The organism is Catonella morbi ATCC 51271 (assembly GCF_000160035.2).
GTDB lineage: Bacteria > Bacillota > Clostridia > Lachnospirales > Lachnospiraceae > Catonella > Catonella morbi.
The window spans coordinates 598,068-614,687 of record NZ_KI535368.1 but is presented as its reverse complement, the minus strand read 5'-3'; the positions used below and the strand labels follow the sequence as shown (position 1 = coordinate 614,687).

Below are 16,620 nucleotides of genomic sequence, written 5' to 3'. Positions count from 1 at the left end.
TAAGCTAAGAATGTATAATATATTTCGAAATATATTTGCCTTAAAAAGGATGTGAATAGATGGGAACGTATTATTTAATTGATTTTGAAAATGTTCATAATGATGGAATTTCTAATATTGAGAACTTGGCTAAGGACGACCATGTGCATGTTTTCTCTACACAGAATGCAACAAATATTAGACAGGACATATTTTGGCTGAATGGGGACATCAAATCTCACTTGGTTCCTGCCCGTAAGCAATCATTGGATATGCATTTGGTTTCCTACTTAGGCTATTTATTGGGTGTGAATGGAAAGGAAAGCAGTTATGTGATTGTCAGCAAAGACAAGGATTACGATAATATCGTTAAATTTTGGAAAGAAAAAGGTTACCCTAATATTTCCCGTAAAGAAAAGTTGCCGGGAAAGATTACGTCAACGGTCAAAACTACAAACAAGATGACAACAACTACTACGGCTATTACCAACGGAAAGCAGGCGCAAACAATCAATAGTGTGATTAGTACAGGATTGTCATATACATTATCCGGAAGCGATAGAAGCAAGTTGAATTTGTATATTCAGCATGCACTTACAGATGATTATGATTATACCATTAGAGATGCTAATAAAATTTGCAAATATGTAATTGCCCATTGTAATGAGGAGCGTATGCTGAGTGGTTTACACAATGATATTCGAGCTAACTTCCCTAATTGTTATGAAGAGGTATATTCGGATGTTAAGAAAATTCTTCGTGAGTTTGTCGGAGATAGAAAGCAAGACTCAAAGAGAGAGGCTCAGGTAAGGTCTTTTTTGGGCAGATATTTTAAGAGCAAGATATATACTGAATGCAAAGAAGATATTGTGGATGCGATTCTTTCAGGAAGAAGCAGGCAACAAGTCAATAATAATTTGATGAGAATATATTATGATGGTAGCATTGTGTCTCAAATCTATCAAACCATACAACCTTTAATTAAGGACTTGCCGGGTAAGTAGTTTCCGATTTTATGTAAGCCAAAGCAAATACTTTGCTGTTATGCCACATAATATGTAAAGAAAAGAATTATCTTGCACTCATACAAGGTTGAATTATATCGGCATTCAGCCTGCCAGATGGGAGTTACTCAAATACAAAAGGGAAATCAAATAGGTGTTGAGTTGTACATAAATGATGTTAAGGAACTCTTTTGCAGTGACAAACTAAATTTATTGTCTGTTGAGAGGTTTGGTATTATGAAAAAGTATCTATTTCCGATTATAATGCTTTGCATTTTTGAAACAGTAGCAATTTCATTATGGTTATCAAAAGATAATTTATTTTATTTATTCAATTTTAGTTATATCGGTTTTTCTATAGCTTTAGGATTATCGCTGATGATTGCAAAGAATAAATACGGAAGATGTATTACTCAACTTCTGGTCGGGCTTTATATGCTGGTATATTTAGGACTGATAAGTAATGAAAATATGCAAATTGAAGGGTTTTGGTATTATCTCTTCGCCAGTGTATTTGAAGCAGCAACAATTCATTATGCGGTAGCAAAAATCTTTGGTCCATTAATCTTTGGCAGAGGATGGTGTGGTTATGCTTGCTGGACTGCAATGGTATTGGATTTTTTGCCTTATAAAGTGCCGGAGAAACCAAGAAGAAAAATTGGTTGGATAAGATATATTACATTTGCGATATCACTAATATTTGTTTCTGCATTGTTCTTAGCAAAGGTTGGCAATATTGAGAGAATAATGTTATTTGCATTTATTGTGGGAAATGTTTTGTACTACCTGACCGGAATAATACTTGCTTTTGCTTTTAAAGATAACAGAGCTTTTTGCAAATATATCTGCCCAATTACTGTCTTTCTTAAGCCTATGAGTTATTTTTCTATAGTCAGAGTTAAGTGCGACAAAGAAAAATGTATATCTTGTGGAAAATGCAAAAGAGTTTGCCCGATGGATGTTGATATGACAGATAATTCAAGAAAACGAAAAAACGGAACCGAGTGTATTCTTTGTTTCGAATGTAAGAAGGCTTGCCCGAAAGACGCACTGTAATGCTAAGCGTAATGTGTGGCAGATGTCCAATAATGGAAACAAGACCAGATAAAAGTATAATTGAATAGCATTTTCAGGAAGATATATTCAGATTGATATGCAGTAAATAATAATCGTATTGCACATTTTGGCGAGGTAATACAGCTTATGAAGCATGCGCAGAATCCGTTGTACCGGCGTTAAATTGGAGTCGAAATGGGAAGACCGAAATAATCAGTCTGCTAAAGTGAGGTGTATATAATTACATGAATTATCAAGGGTATATCATTTATCGTGAAAGGCTTAGGAGAAATTGGAGTCAGGCGGGATTGTGCAAGGGGATTTGCACAGTATCATATTTGTCTAAAATTGAAACCGGCAAAGCAGAGCCATCAGAGGAAGTTTTGAGGCTTCTCCTGGCAAGACTTGAGCTAAAGTGTGATAAAGAAATCGAACAAGAAGCTGCTGAACTGGCAGAACAAGGTTGGGAATTTTTGCTTGACGGTAGGCTTGATCAGCTAAATGATTTGTTGCAGACAAAGGATATAGAATACTATAGGGCTACTCCTGCTTGGCTGGATTTGACCTTGCTTTCTTCCAAAACTCCGTTAGATAAGGCAATAGAGGCCTGTATGGATACACGTCAACTGGCTATGCAGCGAATATTACAGGGACAAGAGAACGAGGCAGTACGGCTAACGCCCAATGCATATACCTATTTGAAGTTAGGAATTGCTGACTACAAGGTTGGACACTATTCATCGTCAGTGGATGCGCTTCAGACGGCCTATGATTTGGCAAGCAGAGAAGGTAGGGTAAAGATTATGCTGGATGCAAAAATTTTCCTTGGCAATGCCTATGGTAGCCAGCAGGATATCCCAAATATGGAACGTCATTATCAGGTTGTGAAACGACTGGCAGAGGGTTTACAAGATCAGAGAACTCTATACTTTATCGGATATAACACAGCATCATCATGGATTGAAATCGGACGCTATGAGGAAGCTTATAAATGGTTTTCTAAGTTGGAAAAGCCCACACTGATGTCACTGCACAAATTGGCAATCTGCTGTGAAAAAACCGGGAGGCGGGAGGAAGCTCTAGCCGCATTGAATCAGGCAGAAACCATGGATGCTGACGAGATAAATCATTCTCTGGCGTTGCAGTTACTTAGCCTTGTTCGCTATCGATTGGATTTTCCGGATTATCTTACTCATGATGAATATGGCTCACTACTTTTGGAATGCTTTCATCGTCTTCAAAGAGAGCTGCCTTCCGGCTATGCAATCTTTCACCTGCCCTGGGTGTTAGAATGGTATAAGGCGACCAGACAGTATAAGAAGGCGTGTGAATTGATGGAGGAATTTCCCGGAAAGACAGTATAAAGAGGAATTAAGCCCGTATATTTGGAATAATTTTCCCAAATATACGGGCTTATCTTTGTCTAATAGAAATGCTACACTATTTGTAGAGGTGATAAATATGAAAACAACAAAACTATGGACTCGGAATTTTAGCTTAGTGATTATTGCATCAACTATTGGTACAGTTGGTGCAATCGCAGGCGGTTTTGCATTAGCTTTTCTGGTATTTGATGAAACCGGCAGTACATTGGCATCGGCTTTGATTGTGGCAATCCAGCTTATTCCACACCTATTACTCCCGGTTGTAATTGCTCCGTTTATGGATAGATTACCGCGCAAAACTTTTCTGGTAGCGGGCGATGCCGCGAATGCTTTTGCGTTAGCCGGAATGGGATTGTGGTTACTGTTCTTTGATTTTTCCTATATCGGTTATCTGGCAGTGTCTTTGCTGTTAGCTTGCCTGGGGGCGGTGGATGAGTTGGCTTTCACCAGCATCTACCCGGAATTGATTCCGGAAGGAGCTAAGCAAAAGGGCTATGCTGTGTCATCCATGCTTTATCCGGTTCTGAAAGTCATCATGACACCACTGGCTGCGGTTCTCCTGGACACACTCGGAGTTGCATGGATTCTGATTGCACAGAGTGGGCTGTCATTGGTTGCCACTCTTACTGAGAGCTTTATCCAATTGGATGAAACAGAACGACATAATCGTACTCCATATTCTGTGGGGGAATGGACCAGTGATATACGGGAGGCAGTGCAGTATTTGAAGGAAGAACGCGGCCTTCGCGGTATCTACGAATATATGGCAGTTACCAATGGAGTAGCCCGCGGCTTTTCTCCTATTCTTGTAGCTTTTTTCCGTACTTTTCCGGGCTTCACTGTTACCATGTATTCAGCATTTTCTGTTGTAGAATTTGCAGGGCGGACAATCGGTAGTGCACTGCAATATCGAATCAATATTCCTGACAAGAAGAAGTACGGTTTTGCGTTTTTTGTTTATCAGGTTTATGAAACCATGGATATGTGTTTGCTCTGGCTTCCCTATCCGCTTATGTTGCTTAACAGGGGAATTTGTGGATTTCTGGGTAGCAACAGTGCAATTATGCGAAGTGCAGCCGTACAAAGTTATATTCCTGAAAGGCTAAGGTCTCGCATCAATGCTTTCGAAGGTGTACTTATTACTGCCGGATCCGGTGTTTTTGCCCTACTTATGGGGTTTCTTGGAGAGATACTTGATTACCGCCTGTGTCTTACAATTGGAGGTGCTATCGCCATGCTTGCCAGTTGGATCCTGATTTGGGGCAGGCGTAAAGATGTTAGTATGGTATACGAAACGGAAGATGTCAACGCTAAACAATAAGCTGTTGATACTTTTTCCTTCAATCTTTAATAGGATTATCACATGACAAATTCGAACACAAATTTATGACTACAAAAGGTAATGGATTTTTGTTGTGATATTTCGCAAAAACAATTGTGCAGTATCAATAAAAATAATTACAGAATATTAGAGATTTTAATTGGAACTTCAGGAGGCGGCAAATAAAGAAGTGGCAAAGATAACCGGGGGAAAGCCGGTTACTCAAAAGATGTTCAAAGAAATCTAATATATAAGAAATAAGAATGATGACCTCGGTGGCAATGTTGCTGCCGGGGTTGTTTTTTTGATAGAAAAAGCACGGCTATTATGTTATGATAAATGATATATCAGGTGAAGTGTTCCCGGTTAAATTCCAATTTTTTAGGCTAACATTTTACATTATCTGCAGGGAAAACGAGGAGGATGATAAAGATGAGAGATATTAAATGGGCTGTACTTGGTACCGGAGTCATTGCGAATGAAATGGCTCAAGCACTTAGCAAAAATGGGAAAATGATTTATTCTGTTGCTAACAGAACTTATGAAAAAGGTGTGGATTTTGCCAAAAAATACGGAATAGAAAAAGTATATGACAATATGATGGATGTTTTTGAGGATCCTAAAGTTGATGTTATTTACATTGCAACCCCTCATAATACACACATTCAATACATGAAAAAAGCAATTGAAAATGGCAAGCATTTGTTAGTAGAAAAGTCAATTACATTAAATATTAATGAATTAAATGAAGCAATTTCTTTGGCAAATCAAAAGGGTGTTATTATCGGTGAGGCAATGACAATATATCATATGCCAATATATAAGGAGCTTAAGAAAATATTATCTTCCGGAAGACTTGGGAAAGTGAATTTGATAACAATGAATTTTGGAAGTATTAAAGAATATGATATGAATAATAGATTCTTTAGTAAAAATCTTGCCGGTGGAGCAATGCTTGATATAGGTGTGTATGCCTTATCATTTATAAGGTGGTTTATGGACTCAAATCCAACAACAATCATGTCACAGGTTAATTTGGCACCAACCGGTGTAGACGAGACAGCAAGCCTTCTATTAAAAAATGATGAAAACCAGATGGCTACTGTTATGTTGTCGCTTCATTCTAAACAGCCAAAAAGAGGAATGGTTAGTTGTGAAAAGGGTTATATCGAAATAATGGAATACCCCAGAGCTTGGGAAGCTACTATTACAGATGCTGAAACAGGAAAAGTGGAAGTTATAAAGGCAGGCAAAAATGAAGATGCGCTTGCATATGAATTTGCAGACATGGAAGATGCAATTAAAGGTAAAAGTAATCATATGTGCTTAAATTATACCTGTGATGTTATGGAATTGATGACAAAATTTCGAAGTGAATGGGGATTGAGATATCCGGAAGAAAAATAATTCCATTTGTAGAAAAATAGGCACAATATTGTTTAAGAAGGCCTGGGATAAGTACGCTAATGTAAGGATGTTTCAGGTAAATACAGATATAGAAGATGAAAGAGATAATCAGTTCTACAAGTCATTTGGAATGAGACCTATATCTGAGGGAAATATGATATCTTATTTTAGATAACAAATCTTTAGTAAATATGACGTGAATAGTTATGGTCTATTATTATTAACTTGGATATGTGAAGATATTTAGAACTTGATTCTTAGAAAGATATTTTTTGGAAAAGAAACCAAAAAAACAGCTAAATAATAATTGTTTTTGGAATTTAATCTAAAAACTTTACAAAACCTATAGATAGTGTTATCACTGATGGAGAGGGGGCAAGGTGATAATTAGAGAAGAATTGTCCGAAGAATGCATTGTAAAATTCTATTTTTATAAGTTATATATGGCAGCTGGCCAATCGAATAGTCTTTATATTTTCTGTTGTTTAAAAATTGTCGCCTGATGAGCGACCAAATTTAGATGCTTATATATTATACTCGTGATGGTAACAAGAAAAGAGATATTGATTGTGCAATTATGAGACTGGAGGTATATATGTACGGAGCAATTTTAGGGGATATTATTGGAAGTCCGTTTGAGTTTGACAGAGGAGATAAAACAAAGAAATTTGATTTATTTAGCAAAGGCTGCGGATTTACGGATGACACAGTTATGACCATTGCAGTGGGAGAGGCATTGCTTGCTGTCGGAGTTGATGCGAAGGTAAAGGATATTGAAGAGGCTGTTGCAGTTAATATGAAGGAATGGGGGAGACGGTATCCGGATGCAGGATATGGCGGAAGGTTCGGTTACTGGCTTAGGGAAAGTAATCCAAAACCATATGACAGCTACGGAAATGGTTCTGCCATGAGAGTATCGGCTGCAGGATGGCTTTATGAGTCTATTGAAAGAACCAGAGAGGTAGCAAATGCTACAGCGAATGTTACACATAATCATCCGGAAGGGATTAAGGGTGCAGAAGCAACAGCGAGTGCTATTTTTATGGCAAGAAATGGTTCCTCAAAAGATGAAATCAAATCGTATATTGAGAAGGAATTTGATTATAATCTGGATAGAACCCTTGATGAAATCAGACCGGAATATCATATGGATGAAACCTGTCAGAGGACTGTACCGGAGGCAATTATTGCCTTTTTGGAAGCTGAAGATTTTGAAGATGCAATCCGTAATGCGGTATCACTTGGTGGAGATACTGACACATTGGCAGCTATTACAGGTAGTATTGCAGAAGCTTTTTATGGAATACCTGCAGTTTTGATTGAAGAATGCAGAAATCGAATTGATAAAGGCTTGATGACAGATATTCTGGATGAGTTTGATTGCTTTCTACGTAAAACAATGGAAATCAAATGAAGGATGTTTCGGATTGTGAGAAAAAAGGTTGTGAAGGAATTGCAGATTGTAGCAAAGGAGGAGTTATGTTCTGGGATAAAGTTGCAGGATTATATGATCTGTTTGAAAATATCTATAATAAAAAAGTATATAGGGAAACAGGAATAAGTGTAGCAAAATATATAAATCAAAAAGATACAGTCCTTGAGTGTGCTTGCGGAACAGGTGCGATAAGCATATACATTGCCCCAAAGTGCAGTAAACTGTATGCAACAGATTATTCTACAGGAATGCTAAAGCAGGCAAAAAAGAAGCTTAGTCGATTTGATAATGTAATTATTAAGAAAGCTGATATTACCTCATTAAAAGCGAAAGATTGCTCATTTGATGCGGTTGTAGCGGGTAATGTAATTCATTTATTGCCGGAACCGGAAGCTGCCTTAAGGGAATTAACTCGTGTATGTAAAGATGGTGGTAAACTTATAATTCCAACATACATAGAAGGCGATAAAAGAACTAATAAGCTGGCAGTTAAGTTATTAGAGAAAATAGGGGCAAATTTTAGCAATAGATTTGATGAGGCATCCTATAAGAGATTTTTTGAAGAAATGGGATATGATGATGTTACATTTGAGATTGTAAGAGGACGAATGTCTTGCGATATTGCTATTATCAATGTGAGTAAATGAAAAGAAGTTGAAACGGTGGCCGAGGAAAAGCCGATAAGCCAGAAAATGTTCATGGAAATTTAATAGCAAATTTGAATTTGGAGGTAAGAAAAATGGAAAATTGTAGTTGGTGCAATCTATCTGAGAAAGATAAACAGTTTCTGGTGTACGAAAGTACATTTTAGTCTATTTTTCTTGCCGATGAACAGGATTATATCGGACGATGTATTTTGGTTTTAAAGCGTCACTGCGGTTCATTGTCAGAACTAACAGATGATGAATGGGAAGAGCTTCACAAGCTTGTTTATAAAGTAGAGACCTGTATTAAGACTGCTTTAGGAGCAACCTTAAGTAATTGGAGTTGTTTGATGAATAGCTTCTATAAAGATTCAGATCCTAACCCTCATCTTCATATTCATGTTAGGCCAAGATATGATAAACCGGTGATGCTTAACGGAAACACATATATTGATAACGAGTTTGGTCATCATTATACCGTAAATAAAAACCGATCAATACCTGATAAAGATAAAGAAAAGGTGTTTACGCTGATAAAGGAATGGCTGAATCGCTAAATTTCACTAAATTCAACTTTGCCAGTGAGTATCTTTTGAATGATCCGACTAACTTTCCAGAACAGTGTCTCAGGGTATTATAGTGTGTCGTCGACACGAGATCGGTGATGGCTTAACTGGGATGAAAGAATTGGATAATCAAGTGGTTGCAGCAAAATTTGATAACAAAAATACTTCAATACAGTTTGCGGAGACGTTTGCGGAAACTCAATTAATATTTTTACTACTAAGCTTCAGTAATAACTTGCTAAATATTGCTCTGATTTTCTGTGTTACGTCATTTCTGAGCATTTCACAATAATCTTGTAAATCCTTATAAAATAGGATGTTTTAGAGCAATAGGAGGTAAATGATGACACCCATAAAAGTCCTATTCATCTGCTACGGCAAAATCGTATTTTTCTCTGAAAATGCCTTAAAATCAAGGTTTTGAGAGTGTAAGAGAGTGATTTGTGCCCCTATTTTACACCTGTTTTTGAAATTGCTAATTAATTGACCATTGGACTGTCCATGATAAAAATGAATAGTTATGAAGGGGAGGAGAAGCTTCGGATAGGGGCTTCTTTTATTTATTGGTCAAAGTATGAGATTAATAGTAAGGTTAATAAATTCAAAAGTTAAAATTGTAAAGTAGACTTTGAGTATACTTTATGGTAGACTTTATAATTATAGAGCAGTGAGGTTGTCGTTGGAAAGAAAAGGCTCCAAAAGGGATGGAATGAGATAAATCACAGGTTTCCTTAAGATGAAAAAGGGTGTGTATAATTGCATACCCTTTTATTTAATTATGAAATGTGATATAATTTACTCAATGAGTAAAGGAGGTGGCTATGGAAGAAAAGACATTTCAGAATAGGATGAAAGAATTGCGGGAATCCACAGGGCTTAATAGAAAAGAGTTTTGTGAACAATTTGATATTCCTTATAGAACAGTGACAGAATGGGAGTTAGGGCATAGAAATGCCCCACCATATGTATTTAGATTTTTGGAATATTATATTCGCATGCAGGAGTTGATGAAAGAAAAGGGAGTTGAGAAAATTGTGAGCGAGGAGGGTGCTGAGAATGAAAGACAATAGTAACAAAGACAATGAACTTATTTTATTTGAAACGGAAGACAGGGCTGTAACATTATCAGTGCCGGTGAATCAAGAGATGGTTTGGCTGAGTAGAAATCAAATGGCTGAGCTGTTTGATCGAGATATAAAGACTATTGGCAAACATATCAATAATGCATTGAGTGAAGAATTGGATAATTCAACTGTCGCAAAATTTGCGACAGTTCAAAATGAGGGGAGTAGAGAGGTTGAAAGATTTATTGAGTATTATAACCTTGATGTTATTATCTCTGTCGGATATCGTGTTAAATCTAAGCGTGGTGTGGAATTTCGTAAGTGGGCAAACTCAGTGTTAAGACAGTATATATTGAGGGGATATGCGGTGAATAATAATCGTATCGCACAGCTTGGTGAGGTAATACAGATTATGAAGCGTACACAGAATTCATTGGATAGTAAGCAAGTTCTTTCAGTTATTGAAAGATACAGTACTGCTCTAGATTTGTTGGATGCTTATGATCACCAGAATATGTCCAGACCAAAAGGTAATGCAGCAACATATGTGCTTACATATGAAGAATGTATGGAGATAATTGCAAGTATGAGATTTGGTGATGAATCAGACATTTTTGGAAAAGAAAAAGACGGCTCCTTTGAAGGAAGTATCGGTAATATTTATCAGTCTTTTGCCGGACAGGATTTATATCCGACTCTTGAGGAGAAGGCAGCACATTTATTATATTTTGTAACCAAGAATCATAGTTTCTTGGATGGAAATAAAAGAATTGCTGCAACAATGTTTTTGTATTTTCTAGATAGAAATGGAGTACTATTTGTTGGTGGTGAGAAAACAATTGATGACCATACACTTGTAGCCCTCACAATTATGATTGCTGAATCAAAACCGGATGAGATGGAAATGATGATTACAGTTATCATGAATTGCATGAAATAAGACTAAGTGGATATTATTGTTAGAAAGAACGAATAAACAATGAAATAAGTCAAAATCAGAGTTTTCGAGATTTACTTACGACGAGGATGATGTTTTGCGCCAGACAAAGTTGAGAGTATAAACAAATTAAGCAAAGTAAAATGCCATCTGTTTTTGAAAATGTTAAATAAATAACATTTGGACTGTCTACGATAAAAATGAAAAGTTATGCCAGGGGAGAAGCTTCGAAGACGGGCTTCATTTCTTTATTGGCCAAAGTACGAGATTAATGGCAAAATTAATAAATTCAAAAGTTAAAATTGCAAAGTAGACTTTGAGTAGACTTTAAGGTAGACTTTATAATTATAGAGCAGGGAGGTTGTCGAATGAATTTAGGCAAAGGCAAGGATGAACCCCAAGACCCTTTAGTACCTTATGGGGCATTCTGACATTTCCGTCACAATGAATGTTTACACTCACCTTGGCTTTGATGATGCCAAGGACGAGATGGTAAGGCTTGAAGAACTTAATGCAGCAAGGAAAGAAGTTAAAAAGGTAACCGGAGAAAAGCCTGTAAGTCAGTAAATGTTCAAGGCAATTTAATAAAAAATAAGGATGATGACCTCGGTAGCAATATGCTGTTGTGGTCATTTTTGATAGTAATCATGCAGATGTTATGTGATGATAAATGATATATCAGGCGGCTTGCTCTATGCGCTAAATTCTAATGTAACATTCAAATGAATGCAAAAATTCAATTACTGTATATTAATAAATGAACATTGTAATTGACTATAGCTTGACGTACGCTAAAAAGTACGCTATATTTAAGGCGAAAGGAGATGATGTCATGACTTCAATTAGTATAACAAAGGCAAGAGCTAACTTATATAAGACAGTTTCAGATGTCAATGAATACTCTGAGCCTATAACAATAACAAATAATAGAGGGAAAAATGCAGTATTAGTATCAGAAGATGATTGGCTGGCGATTCAGGAAACTTTGTATCTTAATTCCATACCGAGTATGGCACAAAGTATTTTGGACTCCAGAGAAGAAGATGTTTCTGAGTGTACATCTTATAATCCGGAAGAGGAGTGGTAGATGTATTTAATTAAGTTTAGTAAACAGGCAGATAAGGATAAAAAACTGTTAAAGGGTGCAAGGCTTGATGGAAAAGCAAAAGAGCTTCTGAATATCATAGCAAATGATCCATTCAAAGAACCGCCACCATATGAGAGGCTAGTTGGTAATCTAAGTGGTTTCTATTCAAGAAGAATAAATATACAGCATAGGTTAGTTTACGAAGTTTATTTTCAGGAGACTTATGAAGATGATGTAGTATATGAAGGAATAGTGAAGATGGCGCGTATGTGGACACATTATGATGGGATGAGGTAAATTACCACAAAAACAATACAAACACATCGAAACAGAAATGATTTGGCATTATACTAAAATAAATAGATGGAAGTGAGATTATAAATATGAAATACACACCAATAAATTTTGAACTAAAAGATGGCAGAATTTGCAAAATTCGAGAGATTCAAGTAAAGGATGCTGCAGAAACTGTTGAATATTTGAAAACTGTTATGGGAGAATCTGATTTTTTGTATTCTTATCCGGAAGAAATAACCATGTCTGCAGAAGAGGAAGAAAAAATAATAAAAGGCTTTAATGAATCTGATAATATTCTTATGCTTGTTGTCGAAATGGATGGAAGACTGATTGCAAATGGCACGCTTACAAGGCTGAGTAAAAAGAAAATGTGCCATCGAGGGAATGTCGCTGTTTCTGTGCTGAAAGAATTCTGGAACTTAGGAATAGGAAAAAAGCTGCTTATATGTCTTGAAGACTATGCTAAGGAATGGGGGCTTTCCCAACTTGAACTGGATTATTTCTCAGGCAATGAAAGAGGCAGGATTCTTTATGAGAAAATTGGATTCATCAAAGTGGGAGAAACTCCTAATGCTTTTATTTTGGAGAATGGAACACGATATAACAATATAAAAATGGTAAAAGGTATTTAAAAGTTTTCGCTATACTAATTTGAATTTTAGGGGAGGTACTATGGATTTTGAAAAAGAATGGCTATTACATTTTGCAAATAACATATCAAAATCACTTTTGAAAAAAAGAGTTGTAGGAGGAGGTAATTTTCTTTGGCATATTTTTTCTTGGAATATTGTTGATGCAGATAAGTATTTTACAAGAGATAACGCAAGAAAAATATTTGATGAACTTGATAAATCTGGAGCTAAGTATTTTGACTTGTGGGAAACTAATCCTTCTCTTAAACTTCTTGAAAAAGAAATGGATTCGAAATATATAGATAAGTTTGACGAAATATATGTAGTTTCATTCGATTGGTCATGGATATATATGAAGACACACGAGGACGATTGTGGACCATATTTTTATAGGCCTTAATGTTTACAGCTTAGAATTTATGGAGGCGTTGTATATGAAGCAGTGGTATATTGCAATAGCAGTGGCAATCGTATATCTGGATATTAGCCTTACACTTCATGCATGGTCGTGGTCATGGTTTATTTGGGTTATCTATGCTGTATATAGACTGTGGGATAATAAAAAGAGCAAAGAAAACTGACAAATTTAAGGAGTAGTTAATGAAGAAGATAATTGATTATCTGAAAGAAAAATATAACCCATTGGCAATTGTTACCTATGGTTCGTTTAGTTGTGGTATGAATGATTCATACAGTGATTATGACTGCATGATCATTGTTAACAAAAAAGACAATAGTCATGACGATACCGTTATTGATGGAATTCTGTTGGATTGCTTTATTTTCACAAAAGACGAAGCAATCGGTGAGGATCCGGATACTTTTCTTACAGTCTATGACGGCAATATTGTTATGGACACAGATGAAATCGCTGCAGATTTAAAGACACGAGTAAGGAAATATGTGGAAGAACATTCTGTTATTTCTTCCGATGAGAAAAAATTCATTATAAGTTGGATCAAAAAAACAATGCACCGGGTTGAGAAGAATGACGATGAAGGAAACTACAGAGCTTTAGCATTTCTATGGGAGAGTATAACAGATTATTTCCTGCTTAGAGATTTGTTCTATTTTGGTAGCAAAAAAGCGGTGGCATATCTAAAAGAAAATGATGCAGAGGGATATCGTCTTTACCATGATGCTATCACAGATCGCACGAACGCAGTCATAAGAGAATGGGCGAATCATGTGATTAACAGTGGCGAGATTTCGGCTTAATCGCTCAGCCAAATCCCAGATTGTAAACCTTCTCACTATTGCTTTATCCAAAATTTAAGCAAAGCAAGGAATTGGATAGTATGATGTTTGATAACCAGCAAATCTTAACCAAAGATAAGTATTTTTTCTAAAGCCAAAATGGATTGAAAGTATAATCACTAAGTACTATAATTAAATTAAGTGGATTAAAAGATAGGCAGAATTTTTGAGTATACGGGGAAATGAGATTGTGCATAAGGAATATATTGAATAATTGTATTTATGTTACTTGTGGTGACACAAAATGGAGTTATTTATGGCAAACGAATTATTGAAATATGTAAAAACAGGTAGTGTTTTTGAAGATGCTTGTAATATTATTGAAACTGCTCAGAAAGTTGCATACTCTAAGGTTAATTTAACACTTGTTCACAGAAATTGGCTTCTTGGTAAGAGAATTGTTGAAGAAGAACTGGAAGGAAAGCGTGCGGAGCGATATGGAAAAGAGATAATTGTATCACTGTCTGAAGAATTGACTAAGGAATATGGAAAAGGATTTGATAAGAGTTCTCTGTATAAGTTTGCACGATTCTATCAGATGTACCCGAAGATTGTGGACTCAGTGAATCCACAATCTGGATTGTTATCATGGACGCACTATAGAGTATTGCTACAAGTAGAAGATTCTGAAGCAAGGAAATGGTATGAAAAAGAAGCATTTGAACAGGTCTGGAGTGTACGTACATTACAAAGGAATATATCTTCGCAATACTACTATAGAATACTTAAAATACAGGATAAAGCAGCAGTAGAAACTGAGATGAAGGAATTGACTTCCGAATATCAGACAAAGCTTGAATTCATTAAGAATCCTGTTATTGCTGAATTTCTGGGTATGAAAGAGGATACGTCTTATCTGGAGTCTGACCTAGAGCAATGTATTATCAATAATCTCCAAAAGTTTTTAATGGAACTTGAAAAAGGCTACGCTTTTGTAGCAAGACAGCAGCATATTCATACAGAAAAAGAGGATTATTATATTGATCTTGTTTTCTATAACTATATTCTTAAATGCTTTGTTCTGATTGATTTAAAGACAACTAAGATTACGCATCAGGATGTAGGGCAGATGGATATGTATATTCGAATGTATGATGATCTCAAACGTGAGGAAGGAGATAATCCAACTCTTGGTATTGTGCTATGTGCAGATACGGATGAAGATATAGCCAAGTATTCAATTCTTCATGGAAACGAGCAATTATTTGCATCGAAATATAAGTTATATCTTCCAACAGAAGAAGAATTACGAGCTGAGATTGAAACACAGAAGGAAATGTTTAATCTTCAGTTAGAAAATAAGAAAACATCCGATGAATGAGGATACCCATCTTAGCTTTGATGATTCAAAGGATGAGATGGTAAGGCTTGAAGAACTTAATGCAGCAAAGAAGGAAGTTGAAAAGGTAGCCGGAGAAAAGCTGGTAGACAGGAAAATGTTCGAGGCGATTTAATAAAAAATAAGGGTGTTTACCCCGGTGGCAATGTTGCTGTCGGGGTTATTTTTCGGTAGAAAAAACACGGGTGTTATGCTATGATAAATGATATATTGGATGGAGTGTTACTCCGTGGTAAATTCCGATTTTTCAGTGAATAAAAGAAATAAAAAAGGAGATTTTTTATGGATATTTGGACAGCGCTTGAAATCTAAAACGTTATTTTATAGAGGTTTCAAATGGGAAAAAAGAAGAGAAAACATATTGTTTTTGATCAGATGTTAAGAGTTAGGAAGAGCATTTCTTTTTCAAAGGTTAATTCTGATTGCAGGGAAAAAGGGAAATAGGGAGATAAAAAAATGGATAAAAAGATATTATTTATTGGTGGTTCTCCTTGTAGCGGTAAAAGCACAGTTGCAGAACGAATATCCAAAGAGTGTGGAGCTTTTTATTTTAAGGCAGATGATTATTTGGATGATTTTACTTCTTTAGCAGTAAAGAAAGGGCTTCCGATTTGCAATAAGGTTAGACATATGACGGCAGATGAGAATTGGCTGCGAACTCCAAAAGAGCAATGCGATGAAGAATTTCTATTCTATGAAGAAATATCAGAATCTGTATTTCAAAAGATTAATGATGTAGATGCTGATGTTGTCATCGCAGAGGGAGCTGCATTTACCCCTGATATCATGAAAAACAAGAATTGCAACTACATGTGCATAGTTCCGTCGCCAGAATTTCAAATATCACATTATAAACTACGTGAATGGGTTCCATATGTTTTGAAAGACCGCACTGATAAAGCATTAGCGTTTGATAATTTGATGCAGAGAGATATTATGTTTGCAAATCGTGTAAAGGCAACTTGTGAAGTCAATGGTATTACTTGTATCGTTAATGATGGAACAAAGTCAGAAATCGAAATGTATAATACAGTAAAATGTATTTTAGGACTAAGTTAATTAAATTGATATTTTTTCGCTTCAAGGTATGGCAGGTGGCAAGTTGAAATGCCGTCTGCCTTTTCTTTGTACGCCTTGAGGTGCATGTTTCTAAAGGGTGAAAGTCCCTAATCCGCCCTAGTAGTGGGAAGGATGCGCCGAGGACAAGGGT

At 36.1% G+C, this 16,620-nt stretch carries 21 protein-coding genes; all 21 read left to right on the top strand.

Annotation, left to right across the window (positions count from 1 at the left end):
* Positions 1 to 59: 59 nt before the first annotated feature.
* The gene (locus GCWU000282_RS15950; RefSeq protein WP_023354950.1) at positions 60 to 983 is read left to right on the top strand and encodes a PIN domain-containing protein; all 924 of its coding nucleotides are present in this window, start codon (positions 60 to 62) and stop codon (positions 981 to 983) included.
* Positions 984 to 1,220: 237 nt separating this feature from the next.
* Positions 1,221 to 2,039: a 4Fe-4S binding protein gene (locus tag GCWU000282_RS09785; protein ID WP_035040200.1), complete on the top strand. Its 819-nt coding sequence runs from the start codon at positions 1,221 to 1,223 to the stop codon at positions 2,037 to 2,039.
* Between the two features lie 245 nt (positions 2,040 to 2,284).
* A complete protein-coding gene (locus GCWU000282_RS09780; protein ID WP_023354948.1) occupies positions 2,285 to 3,403 on the top strand; it encodes a helix-turn-helix domain-containing protein in 1,119 nt (372 codons plus the stop codon).
* A gap of 97 nt (positions 3,404 to 3,500) precedes the next feature.
* On the top strand, positions 3,501 to 4,745 hold the full coding sequence (locus GCWU000282_RS09775; protein WP_023354947.1) for an MFS transporter: 1,245 nt from the start codon (positions 3,501 to 3,503) through the stop codon (positions 4,743 to 4,745).
* Positions 4,746 to 5,177: 432 nt separating this feature from the next.
* Positions 5,178 to 6,152, top strand: a complete 975-nt coding sequence (locus tag GCWU000282_RS09770) for a Gfo/Idh/MocA family protein (protein ID WP_035040198.1) — start codon at positions 5,178 to 5,180, stop codon at positions 6,150 to 6,152.
* 28 nt (positions 6,153 to 6,180) lie between these two features.
* Entirely contained in the window at positions 6,181 to 6,327 is a 147-nt protein-coding gene (locus tag GCWU000282_RS16645) for a hypothetical protein (RefSeq protein ID WP_023354945.1), read from the top strand.
* Positions 6,328 to 6,747: 420 nt separating this feature from the next.
* Complete coding sequence (locus GCWU000282_RS09760) at positions 6,748 to 7,566, top strand: ADP-ribosylglycohydrolase family protein (RefSeq protein ID WP_035040197.1); 819 nt, start codon at positions 6,748 to 6,750, stop codon at positions 7,564 to 7,566.
* Positions 7,563 to 8,234: a class I SAM-dependent methyltransferase gene (locus GCWU000282_RS09755; protein ID WP_023354943.1), complete on the top strand. Its 672-nt coding sequence runs from the start codon at positions 7,563 to 7,565 to the stop codon at positions 8,232 to 8,234. The genes GCWU000282_RS09760 and GCWU000282_RS09755 overlap by 4 nt, the downstream gene beginning before the upstream one ends.
* A gap of 209 nt (positions 8,235 to 8,443) precedes the next feature.
* Positions 8,444 to 8,788, top strand: coding sequence for an HIT family protein (locus tag GCWU000282_RS09750; RefSeq protein ID WP_242828944.1), 345 nt, complete (start codon positions 8,444 to 8,446; stop codon positions 8,786 to 8,788).
* A gap of 830 nt (positions 8,789 to 9,618) precedes the next feature.
* Positions 9,619 to 9,867, top strand: coding sequence for a helix-turn-helix domain-containing protein (locus GCWU000282_RS09745; protein ID WP_023354940.1), 249 nt, complete (start codon positions 9,619 to 9,621; stop codon positions 9,865 to 9,867).
* Positions 9,854 to 10,801 (top strand): RhuM family protein, encoded by a 948-nt coding sequence (gene rhuM / locus GCWU000282_RS09740; RefSeq protein ID WP_023354939.1) that lies wholly within the window; start codon positions 9,854 to 9,856, stop codon positions 10,799 to 10,801. The genes GCWU000282_RS09745 and rhuM overlap by 14 nt, the downstream gene beginning before the upstream one ends.
* 441 nt (positions 10,802 to 11,242) lie before the next feature.
* Positions 11,243 to 11,365, top strand: a complete 123-nt coding sequence (locus GCWU000282_RS17270; protein WP_278246413.1) for a hypothetical protein — start codon at positions 11,243 to 11,245, stop codon at positions 11,363 to 11,365.
* A gap of 265 nt (positions 11,366 to 11,630) precedes the next feature.
* Positions 11,631 to 11,885, top strand: a complete 255-nt coding sequence (locus tag GCWU000282_RS09735; RefSeq protein WP_035040196.1) for a type II toxin-antitoxin system Phd/YefM family antitoxin — start codon at positions 11,631 to 11,633, stop codon at positions 11,883 to 11,885.
* A complete protein-coding gene (locus GCWU000282_RS09730) occupies positions 11,886 to 12,182 on the top strand; it encodes a Txe/YoeB family addiction module toxin (protein ID WP_023354936.1) in 297 nt (98 codons plus the stop codon).
* Between the two features lie 86 nt (positions 12,183 to 12,268).
* Positions 12,269 to 12,814 (top strand): GNAT family N-acetyltransferase, encoded by a 546-nt coding sequence (locus GCWU000282_RS09725; RefSeq protein WP_023354935.1) that lies wholly within the window; start codon positions 12,269 to 12,271, stop codon positions 12,812 to 12,814.
* Positions 12,815 to 12,854: 40 nt separating this feature from the next.
* Positions 12,855 to 13,214 carry a DUF4275 family protein gene (locus GCWU000282_RS09720; protein ID WP_023354934.1) on the top strand — a complete coding sequence of 120 codons (360 nt, stop codon included), beginning with the start codon at positions 12,855 to 12,857 and terminating at the stop codon, positions 13,212 to 13,214.
* 34 nt (positions 13,215 to 13,248) lie between these two features.
* Positions 13,249 to 13,395 (top strand): WxxxWxxW domain-containing protein, encoded by a 147-nt coding sequence (locus GCWU000282_RS09715; RefSeq protein WP_169730266.1) that lies wholly within the window; start codon positions 13,249 to 13,251, stop codon positions 13,393 to 13,395.
* A 19-nt stretch (positions 13,396 to 13,414) separates the two neighbouring features.
* Positions 13,415 to 14,032, top strand: coding sequence for a nucleotidyltransferase domain-containing protein (locus GCWU000282_RS09710; protein WP_023354932.1), 618 nt, complete (start codon positions 13,415 to 13,417; stop codon positions 14,030 to 14,032).
* 295 nt (positions 14,033 to 14,327) lie between these two features.
* Positions 14,328 to 15,392: a PDDEXK nuclease domain-containing protein gene (locus tag GCWU000282_RS09705; RefSeq protein ID WP_035040193.1), complete on the top strand. Its 1,065-nt coding sequence runs from the start codon at positions 14,328 to 14,330 to the stop codon at positions 15,390 to 15,392.
* Positions 15,385 to 15,525 carry a hypothetical protein gene (locus GCWU000282_RS16640; protein ID WP_023354930.1) on the top strand — a complete coding sequence of 47 codons (141 nt, stop codon included), beginning with the start codon at positions 15,385 to 15,387 and terminating at the stop codon, positions 15,523 to 15,525. Before GCWU000282_RS09705 ends, GCWU000282_RS16640 begins: the two co-directional genes overlap by 8 nt.
* Positions 15,526 to 15,866: 341 nt before the next feature.
* Positions 15,867 to 16,469, top strand: a complete 603-nt coding sequence (locus GCWU000282_RS09700) for a P-loop NTPase family protein (protein WP_023354929.1) — start codon at positions 15,867 to 15,869, stop codon at positions 16,467 to 16,469.
* Positions 16,470 to 16,620: the final 151 nt, after the last annotated feature.

Bases quoted from the DNA above. Each gene is read 5' to 3' on its own strand.
- GCWU000282_RS09745 (WP_023354940.1), top strand. From the start codon at position 9,619: ATGGAAGAAAAGACATTTCAGAATAGGATGAAAGAATTGCGGGAATCC.
- rhuM (WP_023354939.1), top strand. From the start codon at position 9,854: ATGAAAGACAATAGTAACAAAGACAATGAACTTATTTTATTTGAAACG.
- GCWU000282_RS09735 (WP_035040196.1), top strand. From the start codon at position 11,631: ATGACTTCAATTAGTATAACAAAGGCAAGAGCTAACTTATATAAGACA.
- GCWU000282_RS09725 (WP_023354935.1), top strand. From the start codon at position 12,269: ATGAAATACACACCAATAAATTTTGAACTAAAAGATGGCAGAATTTGC.
- GCWU000282_RS09710 (WP_023354932.1), top strand. From the start codon at position 13,415: ATGAAGAAGATAATTGATTATCTGAAAGAAAAATATAACCCATTGGCA.
- GCWU000282_RS09755 (WP_023354943.1), top strand. From the start codon at position 7,563: ATGAAGGATGTTTCGGATTGTGAGAAAAAAGGTTGTGAAGGAATTGCA.
- GCWU000282_RS09720 (WP_023354934.1), top strand. From the start codon at position 12,855: ATGGATTTTGAAAAAGAATGGCTATTACATTTTGCAAATAACATATCA.
- GCWU000282_RS15950 (WP_023354950.1), top strand. From the start codon at position 60: ATGGGAACGTATTATTTAATTGATTTTGAAAATGTTCATAATGATGGA.
- GCWU000282_RS09780 (WP_023354948.1), top strand. From the start codon at position 2,285: ATGAATTATCAAGGGTATATCATTTATCGTGAAAGGCTTAGGAGAAAT.
- GCWU000282_RS09785 (WP_035040200.1), top strand. From the start codon at position 1,221: ATGAAAAAGTATCTATTTCCGATTATAATGCTTTGCATTTTTGAAACA.
- GCWU000282_RS09775 (WP_023354947.1), top strand. From the start codon at position 3,501: ATGAAAACAACAAAACTATGGACTCGGAATTTTAGCTTAGTGATTATT.
- GCWU000282_RS09705 (WP_035040193.1), top strand. From the start codon at position 14,328: ATGGCAAACGAATTATTGAAATATGTAAAAACAGGTAGTGTTTTTGAA.
- GCWU000282_RS16640 (WP_023354930.1), top strand. From the start codon at position 15,385: ATGAATGAGGATACCCATCTTAGCTTTGATGATTCAAAGGATGAGATG.
- GCWU000282_RS09715 (WP_169730266.1), top strand. From the start codon at position 13,249: ATGAAGCAGTGGTATATTGCAATAGCAGTGGCAATCGTATATCTGGAT.
- GCWU000282_RS09730 (WP_023354936.1), top strand. From the start codon at position 11,886: ATGTATTTAATTAAGTTTAGTAAACAGGCAGATAAGGATAAAAAACTG.
- GCWU000282_RS17270 (WP_278246413.1), top strand. From the start codon at position 11,243: ATGAATGTTTACACTCACCTTGGCTTTGATGATGCCAAGGACGAGATG.
- GCWU000282_RS09700 (WP_023354929.1), top strand. From the start codon at position 15,867: ATGGATAAAAAGATATTATTTATTGGTGGTTCTCCTTGTAGCGGTAAA.
- GCWU000282_RS09760 (WP_035040197.1), top strand. From the start codon at position 6,748: ATGTACGGAGCAATTTTAGGGGATATTATTGGAAGTCCGTTTGAGTTT.
- GCWU000282_RS09770 (WP_035040198.1), top strand. From the start codon at position 5,178: ATGAGAGATATTAAATGGGCTGTACTTGGTACCGGAGTCATTGCGAAT.